This is a genomic window from Luteibacter aegosomatis, from assembly GCF_023078455.1.
Lineage (GTDB): Bacteria > Pseudomonadota > Gammaproteobacteria > Xanthomonadales > Rhodanobacteraceae > Luteibacter > Luteibacter aegosomatis.
Map to the genome: position 1 here is coordinate 3,252,681 of NZ_CP095740.1, position 13,155 is coordinate 3,265,835.

Below are 13,155 nucleotides of genomic sequence, written 5' to 3' on the forward strand. Positions count from 1 at the left end.
GTCACTCATCGCAAGAGGAACCACCATAGGGCCAGGAGCACGAGCGCTACGATAACAGCCCACCCGATCCACTCGATGTGTTTGCGCAACATCTGTTCGGCGCGCTCGCCGAACAGGCGCACGAGGAGTGCCAGCAACCACACGCGCTTGCCGCGCCCGATGAGCATGCACAGAAGGAACGGCACCACCGGCACGCCGACGATGCCGGAGGCCCAGGTGACGAACTTCATCGGCACCACCGGTTGCAGCGCCGCCATCGCCAGCACGATGTACAGGCCGAGCGAATGGGCTTGCATGTCCTGCCGGAGGTTTTCCACGCCTTTCATGATGGGGTCGAGCAGGTGCATCGACGCCAGCAACGGCTTCAACGCCTCGAAGGCGAAGTGGCCCAGCGCATAGCCCACCAGGGAGCCCAGCAGCGAGAACAGCAGGCTCCAGTTGGCGAGCCGGAAGGCCTTGCGCGGCTCCGCCAGCATCATCGGTGCGAGCATCACTTCCGGCATCACCGGGAAGATGAAGGCTTCGACGAAGGAAAGACCGGCGAGGTAGCGCACCGCGTGGCGGTGTCGCGCCCAGACGATGGCGCGTTCGTAGAGCGAGGCGAACATCCGCATTCAGCGGGTTTCCTTGTGGTGGAGCCGCATCAACCGATGCCGCCCAGAAGCGGAACGAAGCTCACCGGGCCGAGTTCCTCGCGCTCCACCTCCCCCCCGGCCGTCTTGCGCAGACGTACCAGCACCTGCTGGCTGGGCGTACCCACGGGCGCCACGAGCACCCCGCCGGGCTTGAGCTGGTCGAGGAGCTGGACCGGAACGCGGTCGCCCGCGGCGGTGAGGATGATGGCGTCGAACGGCGCGTCGGACTCCCAGCCCAGCTTGCCGTCGTCATGGCGCGAGCGGAGGTTTTCGATGCCCAGTTGGCGGAAACGGCGACGCGCCTGGCGAAGCAGTTCCTCGATGCGCTCCACCGTATAGACGGTGGGCACGATGCCCGCGAGCACGGCCGCCTGGTAACCGGAACCCGTGCCGATTTCGAGCACGCGCTCGGGAACGCCGTGCTCGATGAGGGCTTCGGTCATTCGCGCCACGATCCACGGCTGCGAGATGGTCTGCCCGTGGCCGATGGGCAGGGCGGTGTTTTCGTAGGCGCGGGAGTGCAGCGCCTGATCGATGAAATGGTGCCGGGGCAAGGCGCGAATGACCTCGAGCACGCGCTCGTCGCGGATGCCCTCCTCGGCCAGCTTCGCCACCAGCCGGTCACGGGCGCGCTGGGAGGTCATGCCTTCGCCGCGCAGGGCCGAGGGTGGCAGGGCGTGCAGGTTCACCACGTCAGGCCGCCTCCTTGCCGATGGACGAGGACAGCGCGGTCGCCCACTGGCTGACCTTGTCGAGCGCCTGGAAGCGCGTGAGGTCCGTATGGATGGGGCTGACCGACACGTAGCCACGGCGCACGGCGTCGAAATCGGTACCCGGACCGGCGTCTTCCACGTCGCCCGGCGGGCCGATCCACCAGATTTCGCGCCCGCGTGGATCTTCGCCACGAATGGCGGGAGCCGAGCGGTGGCGCTTGCCGAGGCGGGTGACTTCGAAGCCGCTGATATCGCTCCACGGCACGTCGGGCACGTTGACGTTGAGGATGGTGTCGGCAGGCAGCGGATCGGCGATGAGACGGCGCATCAGCATCAGCACGGCGGAGGCCGCGGTATCGTAGTGATGGCCCGAGCCCTCCCGGGTGACCAGCGAGACGGCGATGGCCGGCAAGCCGAGGAAGCGGCCTTCCATGGCGGCGGAGACCGTGCCGGAATAGATCACGTCGTCGCCGAGGTTGGCCGTGTTGTTGATGCCGGACACGACGATGTCGATCTCGCCGTCGAGCATGCCGGAAAGGGCTAGGTGCACGCAGTCGGTGGGCGTGCCACCGACACGGTAGAAGCCGTTGTCGAGGCGATGCGCGCGGATCGGCGCGTCGAGCGTGAGCGAATTGCTCGCACCGGAACGATCGCGGTCGGGTGCGACCACGGTGACCGTACCGAACTCGGCCAGACGCCCGGCCAGCACCCGGATGCCCGGGGCGTCCACACCGTCGTCGTTGCTTACCAGAACCTGCATGCTGATCCAGATCGAAACACGGGGAAAGCGACCCCACCTGGAAAGGGGGATGCCGACTGCCCAAGTCTACCGGACCGGGGCGCCGGATTCACCGAGGCGATGCCCGGATGATCTAGGATGCGGGTCATGAAAAAGCGCGCGACATCGGTGCATGACGACGACAGTCGCCTCTTCCGCGAGGCGATCGGCGACGTTCGCCCGATGCAACCGGTGGAGGACGTGCCCGAACGGCCCCGCCCCGCGCCGCATCCGTTCATGCGCGACGCCGACGAAGCCGCCGTACCGGCCGAATCGTTGCTGTTCGACTACGACCCGGCCGACCTGGAGGTCGGCGAGGAACTGTCCTACCTGCGCGACGGTTATCCGCCCAAGCTGCTGCGCCACCTCAAGCGCGGCCAGTTCAGCATCCAGGCGGAGGTCGACCTCCACCAGATGAACGCGGCCGCGGCGCAACTGACCATCGCCGAATTCCTGGCCGAATGCCATCGCGACGGGCTGCGCTGCGTGCGCATCATCCACGGCAAAGGTCTTCGCTCCAAAGCCGGTGGCCCCGTGCTCAAGGGGCTCACCGACCGGCTGCTGCGGCGCCGGAACGACGTAGTGGCATTCGCCTCGGCGCGACCGATGCAAGGCGGCACCGGCGCGGTGATTGTATTGCTGAAAGCATAGCGAGCCCCGTCATTCCTGCGAACGCAGGACTCCAGCGCCCCAGTCTTCCTAGGCGCCCAACCGCGGGCCCCTGCTGTTGCAGGGGCGACATGCGGTCAATCCCACCGATACGTCGCACTGGCGTAGTAGTAGCGCCCGTTCCAGCTCAGCGGCGAAAACAGGCTGTAAAGGAAATTCCCGTTGGTGGAGTTCGCATATTTCGTCCGCTCGGGCTTTGCGTCGAACGCGTTGTCCGCCCCCGCCGTGAAGGTCCAACGGTCGATGTTGTAGTCGGCCGAGAGGTCCAGGGTCCACCGATGGGCGAAATCCTGGTCGAGCGCGGGACCGCTGTTGCTGTAGACGGTGAACGAGCCATACCGCTGCACGTTGGCATGCCCCGCCCACGAGCCGTGCAGGTAATCGAAGCCCACGTCGAGCTTGGTGCGCGGGTTGGTGTCGGCCAGGATGCCCAGGCGCTCGCGACGCTCCACGCGCTGCACCGCCACGCCGAGGTCGTCGAGGATCGGCGGATTGGCCTTCACCTTGGTGACTTCGTTCTCGTTATACGACCAGCTCACCGTGGTGTTGAGGCGATCGCCGTTGGAGAAATCGAAACCGTACTGGCTGACGAGGTCGACGCCGCGGGTGCGCGTATCCACCGCGTTGGTGAAGTAACGGATGGACTGGTAGGTGGCATCCACGCCGTTGGCGGCGAGGTAGCCGTTCACCGCCGGCGTGTTCACCGGAATATTCGACGAAAGGTTGATGCGGTTGGTGATCTTGATCCAGTACGCGTCGACGCTGAGGTTCCAGCCGTCCAGCGGCGCCAGCACGAGGCCCAGCGTGGCGCTGCGCGATTTTTCCGGCTTGAGCTTTTCGGCACCGAGCAGGCTCGCCGCGCGCGAGTCCACCGGGAAGGTGCCCGACTGCACGATGACCTGGCCCTGGCCGAGGTCCTGCAACTGCGAGGAGATGTCGGCGTAATGCTGCTGCACCAGCGTGGGCGCGCGAAAACCCGTGCCGACGCTGCCGCGCAGGGCCACGCGCGGCGTGAAGTCGAAGCGACCTGACAACGAGCCTGACGTGGTGCCGCCGAAGTCGCTGTAATTCTCGTGGCGGCCGGCCAGCGACACCGCGAACCGGTCGGTGAGGTTGGTTTCCAGGTCGATGTATTCGGAGGTGTCGTGGCGCTGCCAGTTGCCCTGCAGGTCGGCCGTGATACCGCCGTTCGGGCCGTATTGCGAAACGGCGTCGCCGGGCTGCACCTTGTAGGCCTGGCGCAGGTACTCCACGCCGAACGAAACGCTTACCGGGTTCGGCAGCCACGAGGGCGAGAACTCCTTGCCGATATCGAGGTTGGCCACCTGCTGCTGGGTCTTGTAGTCGGGCCCCTGGATGAAGAACGGCGTGGAACCGAACGCACGGTAGTAGTCGGCATTGATGTCGTGGGCACGCTGGTCGTACTCGTTGGAACCGTGGCTCGCCGACAGGTCGTAATGCCAGCCGTCACCCACCTGGCCGCGCACGCCCGCGGTGAGCGTGGTGTCGTCGACGATAGGCACGCTCACCGGCAGGTAGCCGTCGGGATAGATGGCCCGCGCGTTGTTCGAGGCACCGGCTTCGCGATAGAGGCTGGCCGTTTCCGCGCGGTCGCGGCGATACAAGGCCTCGACGTAGACCTCCGCCGCCTTGCTGAACTCGTACTGCCCCACCAGCGACACCTTGTTCGAGCGCACCGCCGGATCGCCGAGCCGGTACACGCGCTTGCCGAAGGTCGGTCCCGGCGTCTGGTCCAGGCCGGCACGGTTGGTGTAGTCGTTGTTCTGCGAATCGATGGCGACGTGGACCGAGCCCTTGTCGCCGAGCTTGAAACCGGTGTCCGCCGTAAGCTGGCGTTGCAGGCCGTCGCCGGCGTCGTAGCCACCGAACTTGGCCGTGACTTCACCGCCCTGCCCCGACTTCTTGAGGATCACGTTGATGACGCCGCCGATGGCATCGGAACCGTAACGCGCCGACTGCCCGTCGCGCAGCACCTCGATGCGGTCGATGGCCGACAACGGGATCGCGTTGAGGTCCACCGGATTGGAACCGCGTCCGATGGCGCCGCCGAGGTTGAGAAAGGCTCCCGCGTGCTGGCGCTTGCCGTCGACGAGTACCAATACCTGGTCGGGACTGAGCCCACGCAGCGTCACCGGGCGCACCACTTCGGCGCCGCTGATCGTGGTGGGCTGCGGGAAGTTCAGCGACGGCACCAGCCGGGCGAGCGCGGCCGACAACTGCGTGGCACCCGTCTGTTGGAGCTGCTGGGGCGTGATGACGTCGATGGGTTGGAGCGAGCTGGACACCGTGCGTTCGGTGTTGCGGGTGCCCGTGACGATCACCGTGTCGAGCTGGCTGGCCTTGGCCGGGGCCGCCTCCTGGGCGAAGGCGGACGCCACGCCACTGGCGAGGGCGATGGCGAGAAACATGGGCGTGCGGCGGTACGAAAACATGAGGCGTGGATCCCCTGGACAAGGAGCAAGGCGCCGGCGCGCGACCGCGCCGGAACGGGAGCGGACGGCCTCCGGCGGCGACGCGACATGCATCGTCGACCGTAGCGGCCGGAAAGGAATGGAATCGTGACCCGTGACTCAGATCACGGAAGGCGCGAGCGTTTCAGCGCGTGGCGGCTTGGATGCCGCGAATCAGCCCAGTCGACAGCGACAACACGCCGGCACCACCGAACATCGCGGCGAGGCCACGAACGTCGTCGGAAGGGTCGGCGTGTGAAGGTGGATGTCGGTCACTGGGAGAGTGGATCGCCTGGTGATGAAAGCCGCCGTAGCGGAACGATTGGCAGTGGGCGCGCACCGGATCGCGGCGCGGGAGGGTATTTGTTGCACCGCAATGGGCATTTGTCAACAAGAGTGCATGGGCGGTATGCGATCATCGCGCCCATTCCCCGCAGGCGTGCCGCCATGAACGAATACGACGATTACGACGACGACCGCGATGACGACGAAGACGGCGACGGCAGCGTCGAATCGCAGGTCTGGCAACTCCTGTTGCTGATCAACCCCGGCGACGAAGACGGCGCCCTGCAACAGTTCACCGAATACCGCGACCTCGTCGAGGAAGAAGGCGACGACGATCCGATGCGCATCGTCGCCCAGGTCACCGACTGGCGCTCCGGCTTCGAGGTGGATGCCGACGATACCCGCGGCCTGGTCGATGCCATCAACGAACTCGTGGCGCGATGGAACCTCCAGATCGACTGGGACGGCGATCCCGATGACGACGAATTCCACGAAGACGTCGACGGACCCGAACTCTTCAATCGCGCCTTCGACCAGCTCAACGCCCACGGCTATACGCTCTGGTCCCGCGAAGCCGACGCGGACGATGTCTACGCCGGCTGGATCACGCGATCGACCGACGACGAACCGATGCGCATCGTCGCGACCACCCTGGGCATCAACCTGCGGCTGGGCAGCCAGGTCTCCTGATCGCGAAGCCTTGCCGCCCGGGCCGCCCCGACGCATAGTCGGGGCAACCGTCGTCCGGGAGGGGCCACACGTTGAGCGGCATACGCGACCTGCACGTTTCGCATTACGCACCGGGCGGCCAAATGGCGCCCCACCAACACGACGAGGCATGGTTCTGCCTCGTCGTGGACGGCGGTTACGAAGAACGCATCCTCGGCATGCGCAACGAACACGCCCCGGGCGACCTGCTCTATTGCCCCGCCCATGCCGAACACGCGCAACGCTTCGGGCACGCCGGCGCGCGCAAGGTGATCTTTTCCGTCGACGGGCATCTCGGCGAGCGGCTTGCCGATCACGAGGCCCGCCTTGACGGCCGCCCCCTGCTGCGCCGCTCGCGTGAACTGCTCGCGCTGGGTCGGCGCGTGGTCGCCGAGATGTCGCTCGACGACGCCTTTACGCCCCTGTCCGCCGAATCGATCGTGCTGGACATGCTGGGCCTCGCCGCACGAGGCCTCCACGACGAGCACCATCGCGAACCCGGCTGGCTGAGGCGCGTCCGCGACTACCTGCACGAGGATCCGGGCCGCGACGTCAGCTTGGAAACGCTCGCGGCGGTGGCCGGCCGCCACCCGGTTCACCTGGCGCGCAGCTTCCGCCGTCATCACCACTGCACGGTGGGCGATTACGTGCGGCGGCTACGCGTGGACCGCGCCGCCCGTCTGCTGCGAACCACGCGCCGGCCGCTCATCGACATCGCCCTGGACTGTGGATTCGCCGGTGCGGCGCAATTCTCACGCTCGTTCCGCGCGGTGCATGCGACCACGCCGAGCGCTTGGCGCGCCATCGTGCGCTAATCCGGGTAAAGCGGGTGGCGCGACGCCTTGATAGCGTCGTCCACCATGAAAAAGACACCGCTGTTCGCCGCCCTCGTTCTGCTCGTCGCCGCCTCCTCGCGGGCGGCCGATTACCGTATCGACCCGACGCCCTACTTCGCGACGCCCGTCGCGGAAGCCGCCGACCTCAAGGCGCTGGAGACGGACGTCGAGGCCCTGGCATCCCCTTCGCCGCTCACGCCCGGCAGCCTGCTCGATTACCTGCGGCATGCGGAGACGCTGCTTTCCCGCGTGCAGCGACACGCCGCCTACCTGCATCTGCGCACGGCGCTGGACATCGATGACCACGAGGCCGCCGACGCGCGCTCGGCCGCCGGGAGCCTGCAGGGCGACCTGATGCTGAAGGTCCGGCAGACCGTTCGGCAACTCGACGACGACGCGTTTCGCCGGGCGGAGGCGGCCGAACCCGGGCTGGCCCACTACGCCTACGTGCGCGAACGTGCCACCCGGGGCGTGCCGCACGAACTTCCCTCGGCCGAACAGACCGTGCTCGACGCGTTATCGGATACCTCGAGCGACGCCCTGTGGAACACGTACCAGAAGACGCGGCGTGCCACCCGATACGGCACCGTGCACATGGCTCACGGGGATCTGGACGTGGCGAAGGACGCGTCCGCCCTGGCCTCGGATCCGGACCGCGACGTACGCCGCCAGGCCTGGCGGCAGAGACAGGACGCCGACGCGGCGCAGGCGGAGACGTACGCGGCCGTACTGGCGGGCGTCGTGCGCCTGAACGACCGCGCGGCAAAGCTGCAGCATTTCGGCGACGCGCCGGAGGCGGCGTATTTCTCCCGCCTGTTCGACAAGGCGGATGTGCATGCCACCGCCGCCGCGGTGGAAGCCCATGCCGACGTGCTCAAGGACTACCAGCGCCTACGCGCCGCGCGGGTCGGCAAGCAGCAGGGCATCGACGCCGTGCGCAGTTGGGACATGGGCGCCACGGAGCCCGGCTTCACCGCGCCGACGTTCGACTACGATCGCCTGCGCGAGATGATTCCCGCGGCGCTCGCCCCCTTGGGCACGGACTACGTCGCCCATTTCAAGTCCTTGCTCGACCCGTCCACGCATCGCACCGATCTCGCGATGGCGCAGGGCAGTCGCGTCAACGATGCGTTCTCCATCGCCGCACCGGGCGTCCCTTCCGGGCTGTTCCTCGGCAAGTGGGAGCACACCGCGCGCGGGGCCAGCGTCGTCGCCCACGAGGGCGGCCATGCCATCCATGGCCAGCTCATGAACGAGCACGGCGTATCGCCCTTCTACAATCATGGCCCAAGCTGGATGCACGAGGGCATCGCGATCCTCAACGAGATGCTCTTCTACGAATACCTCTACCGGCACGCGCCCGACGCGAAGACCAAGGCATGGTATCTCCAGGCGCAACTGGACGAGATGACGCTGGAGATATTCACGTCCGCCGAGGAGGCCCAACTGGAGGAAGCGATCTACGCCGGCGTAATGACGGGGCGCATCCGCAAGGCCGCCGATCTGGATGCACTCACCCTGGACACCACCTCGCGCTTCGAGATCTGGCCATCGATCGATCCGGAACTGTCGCATGCCTGGATCGGCAAACGCCTCATGTACGAGGATCCGCTGTATCTGGTCAATTACCTCTACGCGGGCCTATGGGCGGCGCGGATGTTCGACATGGCGACGAAGGACCCGGTCGATTTCCGCAAGCGCTACGGAGCGTTGATGGCCGAGGGCTTCGACGCGCCTCCGAAAGCGTTGCTGCGGACGTTCTTCGGGCATGACGTGTCGTCGGGCGAACTGGTCGAGGCGGATATGGCGTTACTCCGGAAGAAAACGAACGACCTGCGCCAGCTCTATTCGGGGATGTAGCCGCTCGCAGGCCTACCTAGCGCGCCATCCGCTCTTTCAACAGGTCAATGAACGCGCGCACCTTCACCGACGTCTGCTTGCCGGGGTACACGGCATGCACGCCGCCGTCGGGCAGCCGGTAGCCGTCGAGCAACGAAACGAGCCGCCCCGTCGCGATATCCGCGTGCACCACGTAGTCCGGCAGCACCGACATGCCCAACCCGGCGACGACGAACGCATGCGCCGCCAGGGTGCTGTTCGCGCTGGCTATCGGGCGCGTGCGCACCGTGTGCTCGGTGCCTGCGTCGTCGACGAACGTCCAACGGGTGGGTGACGAGAGCACGCTGAGGGAGATCCAATCGTGCGCGGCGAGTTCGTCGGGAGCGGATGGCTCGCCGCGCCTTGCCAGATAGGCGGGCGAAGCGACCAGGCATTGGCGAAACGAGGAGAGCTTCGCCGCGCGCAGGCTCGAGTCGCGCAACCAGCCGATACGGATGGACAGGTCGAAACGTTCGGCGATGACGTCGACGATGTCGTCGCTGACCACCAGTTCCACGCTCACCTGCGGATGACGTGCGGCGTATTCGGCGAGTACGGGCGCCACGATGGCCGGCCCGTGATCGCCCGCGGCGGCCACGCGCAGCGTACCCATGGGCGTGTCGCGGCATTCGCCGAGGCGGCTGACCGCCGACTCGGCGTCGGCCAGCACCCGTGCGCAGTCCTCATGGAAGCGCTCGCCCGCGTCGGTCAGCGACATGCGCCGCGTGCTGCGTACGAGCAGGGTCACGCCGAGTTCGTCCTCCAGCTTCGCGATGTGCTGGCTGACCATCGCCTTGGTCGTGCCCAACCGCTCGGCCGCGGCAGTGAACGACCCGGCCCGGACGAGGGCCACGAAGACGGCGAGGCGATTGAGGTTGATGTCCGGCGAAGCCATCGGCGACTTCCGATTGTAAAGCCCTACTTTACGATGAATTGCCGAAAGGGGCGTTTTCCGAGGACGGCCCGGGGTCCATCCTGTTCTCCATCGCTTCCCATCCAAGGACATCCGACATGAAGATCGTGCTCTTCGGCGCCACCGGCAACATCGGCCGGGTCATCCTCGACGAGGCCCTTGCCCGCGGCCACGCCGTGACCGCGGTGGCCCGCGATCCCTCGAAGATCGCCGCCCGCGACGGCTTGCGCGTGGTGAAGGGCGACGTGACGGACGCGGCGTCGCTGGCGTCTCCGCTCGACGGCGCCGACGCCGTCATCGCGAGCCTCAACGGCGACGTGCGCTCGCAGTCGAAGGCCTTGCTGGCCGCCCTCGATTCGGCCGGCGTGCGCCGCTTCGCCTGGGTCGGCGGCGCGGGCAGCCTGGAAACCGCGCCCGGGGTGCGGGTGATCGACGATCCGAATTTCCCCGAGGCCTGGAAGGCCAACGCCACCGCGCAGGCCGAGGTACTGGACGCGTTCCGCGCCGCCGATACCCGCGTCGACTGGACGTACGTCAGTCCGTCGAAGCTCATTGCCCCGGGCGAGCGCAAGGGCTCGTTCCGCGTCGGCGGCGACCAGGTGCTCAAGGACGCGAACGGCGAGAGCTTCATCTCCACGGCCGATTTCGCGATCGGGGTGCTGGACCGGATCGAAAAGGGCGATGCGCCGAAGAAGCGGGTGACCTTCGGATATTGAGCCATCGCGTCGCGGCTCCGCCGCATCGCGGACAGGGTCCGCTCCCACCCTTCGGTAGAAAGATCGCCACCGAAGGGCGGGAGCGGACCCTGTCCGCGAAACGAGCCCCTATAATCCCCCGATGAACTATCGCCACGCCTACCACGCCGGCAACTTCGCCGACATCCTCAAACACATGGTGCTCGTGGCCTTGCTCGACGCGCTCAAGCAGAAGGCCACGCCTTTCTGTTACGTCGATACGCATGCCGGTCGTGGCCGCTACGACCTGCGCAGCGTCGAGGCGCGCAAGACCGGCGAGTCCGACGAAGGCTTCGGCGTGCTGCGCACGGCCACCGGACTGCCGCCCCTGCTCTGGAAATGGCTCGAAGCCGTTCGCGCGTGCAACGACGGCGACGAACTGCGTTACTACCCCGGCTCGCCCTGGTTCGCCGCCCACCTGATGCGCGAGGGCGACAGCGCCCAGCTGTGCGAGCTGCATCCGGAAGAAGCCGCCGCGCTGCGCCAGGTGTTCCATCACGACGGCCGCGTGCACATGCACGGGCGCGACGGCTACGAAGCCATGAAGGCGCTCCTGCCGCCGAAGGAAAAACGCGGGCTGGTGTTGATCGACCCGCCGTTCGAGGCACAGGAAGCCGAGTTCCGCCTGATCGAGAAGTCGCTCAAGGCCGCCCTGGAAAAATGGCCCACCGGCATGTATGCCGTGTGGTATCCGATCAAGCTGCGCAGCCACGTGCAACCGTTCCACCGCTGGCTGACCAAGTGCGGCGCGAAACGCGTGCTGGTGGCCGAACTGCTCCTGCGGCCCGACGATTCCCCGCTGCGCCTCAACGGCAGCGGCATGGTGATCGTCAACGCGCCGTGGAAGCTCGATGAAGCCCTTCGCGATTCGCTGCGGGTGTTGCCCCGCCTGCTCGGCACGCCGGGCGAATCGGAATACCGGCTTAGCTGGTTGGTGAACGACGAAGCCGAAGAGGCGCCTCCCGTCAGGCCTTCCGCCCCACGTTCACCCCGGCGGCGCTAAAGTCGGTTCACTTGCGAAGGAGCCGACCCATGCGCCACACCATCCGACTCGCCCTGCCCGCTTCGCTGTTCGCCCTGGCCCTCGCGGCCTGCGCGCCGGCGCCCATCTACAAGCCCACGCCGAACAACGTCTCCGTGCCGCCCAGCCAGGTGTCGCGCGAGCCGGAACGCTATGGCAACGCCGACGTCATCTGGGGCGGTCGCATCGTGCAGGTGCGTAACTTCAGCGACCACAGCGAGATCGAGGTGCTGTCCTATCCACTCGACGGCTCGCAACGGCCCAAAGCCGACGATACCGGTGCCGGGCGCTTCATCGCCTCGATGCCAGGTTACGTGGAAAGCCTGGATTACCCCAACGGCGGCCTGATCACCGTGGCGGGCCGACTCAACGGTTCCCGCTCGGCCAGCGTGGGCCAGGCGCCCTACACCTTCCCGCTGGTTTCCGTGAACCAGTCGCACGTCTGGACGGCCAAGGAAATGCAGGGCGGCCATCCGAACGTCAGCTTCGGCGTGGGTGTCGGCGTCATACGGTAAGATCCTGCGATTCGCCGCCGGCCACGAGGGCCGGCGGACTACCTTCAAAGGGCACGCCGATCCATGTCAGGACACGCCGATTCCAAACGCGCGATCTTCCTCGCGCTCGGGGCCAACTTCGCCATCTTCGTCGCCAAGCTGGTCGCTGCGATCTTCACCGGATCGGGAGCGATGCTCGCCGAAGCCATCCATTCGCTGGCCGACTGCGGCAACCAGGGCCTCCTGCTGCTGGGCATGCGCCAGGCGAAGCGGCCGCCGTCGGCCGACTACCCCCTGGGATGGGGCCGCGCCCTGTATTTCTGGTCGTTCCTCGTCGCCATCCTGCTCTTCAGCGTGGGCGGCATGTTCTCGGTGTACGAAGGCGTGCACAAGCTCACCCACCCCGAGCCGCTGCGCTGGGCGTGGCTCGCGGTAGGCGTGCTGGCGTTCTCGATCGTCACCGAAGGCGTGTCCATGCATGGCTGCCTGCAGGAGGTGAACAAGGCGCGTGACGGCCGTAGCCTCTGGCAGTGGTTTCGCGAAACCCGCGCCAGCGAGCTGCTGGTGATCTTCGGCGAAGACCTCGCCGCGCTCGTCGGCTTGTGCCTCGCGCTGCTGGCGGTGCTGCTGACGATGCTCACGGGCAACCTCGTCTTCGACGCCATCGGCACCATCGCCATCGGCGTGCTGCTCATCCTGGTGGCGGTGGCCGTGGCCCGCGAGGTGAAGGCCCTGCTGATCGGCCAGGGCGTGGAGCCCAGGCGCAAGGCCGAGATGGTGGCCTTCCTCGACGGCCGCGCCGAGATCGAAGTGGTCTACAACGTGCTCACCCTGCAGATGGGCACCGACGTCATGGTGGCCATCAAGGCACGCATGGCCCCCGCGCCCACCGCGCGGGCGATGATCGAGGCGATCAACATCGTCGAGGCGGATTTCAAGGCGCACTTCAAGGACGTGCGCTGGAGCTTCTTCGAGCCCGACATCGCGGATTGACATCGCGGGCAGGGGTCCTACCGGAGG

At 67.0% G+C, this 13,155-nt stretch carries 13 protein-coding genes; 8 read left to right on the forward strand and 5 right to left on the reverse strand.

The window, feature by feature from the left end:
- Window positions 1-5: 5 nt before the first annotated feature.
- Genes L2Y94_RS14610 through surE form a run of 3 tightly spaced genes read right to left on the reverse strand, consistent with a single transcriptional unit; the run spans window position 6 to window position 2,108 of the window.
- Entirely contained in the window at window positions 6-614 is a 609-nt protein-coding gene (locus L2Y94_RS14610) for a YqaA family protein (RefSeq protein ID WP_247367843.1), read from the reverse strand.
- Between the two features lie 29 nt (window positions 615-643).
- On the reverse strand, window positions 644-1,279 hold the full coding sequence (locus tag L2Y94_RS14615) for a protein-L-isoaspartate(D-aspartate) O-methyltransferase (protein WP_425602470.1): 636 nt from the start codon (window positions 1,277-1,279) through the stop codon (window positions 644-646).
- 49 nt (window positions 1,280-1,328) lie between these two features.
- Entirely contained in the window at window positions 1,329-2,108 is a 780-nt protein-coding gene (gene surE / locus L2Y94_RS14620) for a 5'/3'-nucleotidase SurE (protein WP_247367846.1), read from the reverse strand.
- Window positions 2,109-2,234: 126 nt separating this feature from the next.
- Between surE and L2Y94_RS14625 the strand changes: the two genes are divergently transcribed.
- Entirely contained in the window at window positions 2,235-2,777 is a 543-nt protein-coding gene (locus tag L2Y94_RS14625; protein ID WP_247367849.1) for a Smr/MutS family protein, read from the forward strand.
- A 95-nt stretch (window positions 2,778-2,872) separates the two neighbouring features.
- On the opposite strand, the gene L2Y94_RS14630 is transcribed toward L2Y94_RS14625, so the two are convergent.
- Window positions 2,873-5,248, reverse strand: coding sequence for a TonB-dependent receptor plug domain-containing protein (locus L2Y94_RS14630; RefSeq protein WP_247367852.1), 2,376 nt, complete (start codon window positions 5,246-5,248; stop codon window positions 2,873-2,875).
- Window positions 5,249-5,713: 465 nt separating this feature from the next.
- Between L2Y94_RS14630 and L2Y94_RS14635 the strand changes: the two genes are divergently transcribed.
- From L2Y94_RS14635 to L2Y94_RS14645, 3 genes are all read left to right on the forward strand, one after another.
- On the forward strand, window positions 5,714-6,241 hold the full coding sequence (locus L2Y94_RS14635; protein ID WP_247367854.1) for a DUF6630 family protein: 528 nt from the start codon (window positions 5,714-5,716) through the stop codon (window positions 6,239-6,241).
- 122 nt (window positions 6,242-6,363) lie between these two features.
- Window positions 6,364-7,074 (forward strand): AraC family transcriptional regulator, encoded by a 711-nt coding sequence (locus tag L2Y94_RS14640; protein ID WP_247367856.1) that lies wholly within the window; start codon window positions 6,364-6,366, stop codon window positions 7,072-7,074.
- A gap of 45 nt (window positions 7,075-7,119) precedes the next feature.
- Window positions 7,120-8,955 carry a M3 family metallopeptidase gene (locus L2Y94_RS14645; protein WP_247367858.1) on the forward strand — a complete coding sequence of 612 codons (1,836 nt, stop codon included), beginning with the start codon at window positions 7,120-7,122 and terminating at the stop codon, window positions 8,953-8,955.
- A gap of 16 nt (window positions 8,956-8,971) precedes the next feature.
- On the opposite strand, the gene L2Y94_RS14650 is transcribed toward L2Y94_RS14645, so the two are convergent.
- On the reverse strand, window positions 8,972-9,868 hold the full coding sequence (locus L2Y94_RS14650) for a LysR family transcriptional regulator (protein ID WP_247367860.1): 897 nt from the start codon (window positions 9,866-9,868) through the stop codon (window positions 8,972-8,974).
- 116 nt (window positions 9,869-9,984) lie between these two features.
- On the opposite strand from L2Y94_RS14650, the gene L2Y94_RS14655 reads away from it, so the two are divergent.
- The 4 genes from L2Y94_RS14655 to L2Y94_RS14670 all read left to right on the forward strand — a co-directional run bounded on the left by L2Y94_RS14655 (window position 9,985) and on the right by L2Y94_RS14670 (window position 13,128).
- Window positions 9,985-10,602, forward strand: coding sequence for an NAD(P)-dependent oxidoreductase (locus tag L2Y94_RS14655; protein ID WP_247367862.1), 618 nt, complete (start codon window positions 9,985-9,987; stop codon window positions 10,600-10,602).
- A 121-nt stretch (window positions 10,603-10,723) separates the two neighbouring features.
- Complete coding sequence (locus tag L2Y94_RS14660) at window positions 10,724-11,623, forward strand: 23S rRNA (adenine(2030)-N(6))-methyltransferase RlmJ (RefSeq protein WP_247367864.1); 900 nt, start codon at window positions 10,724-10,726, stop codon at window positions 11,621-11,623.
- A gap of 29 nt (window positions 11,624-11,652) precedes the next feature.
- Window positions 11,653-12,156, forward strand: coding sequence for a Slp family lipoprotein (locus L2Y94_RS14665; RefSeq protein WP_247367866.1), 504 nt, complete (start codon window positions 11,653-11,655; stop codon window positions 12,154-12,156).
- A gap of 63 nt (window positions 12,157-12,219) precedes the next feature.
- Complete coding sequence (locus tag L2Y94_RS14670; protein WP_247367869.1) at window positions 12,220-13,128, forward strand: cation diffusion facilitator family transporter; 909 nt, start codon at window positions 12,220-12,222, stop codon at window positions 13,126-13,128.
- Window positions 13,129-13,155: the final 27 nt, after the last annotated feature.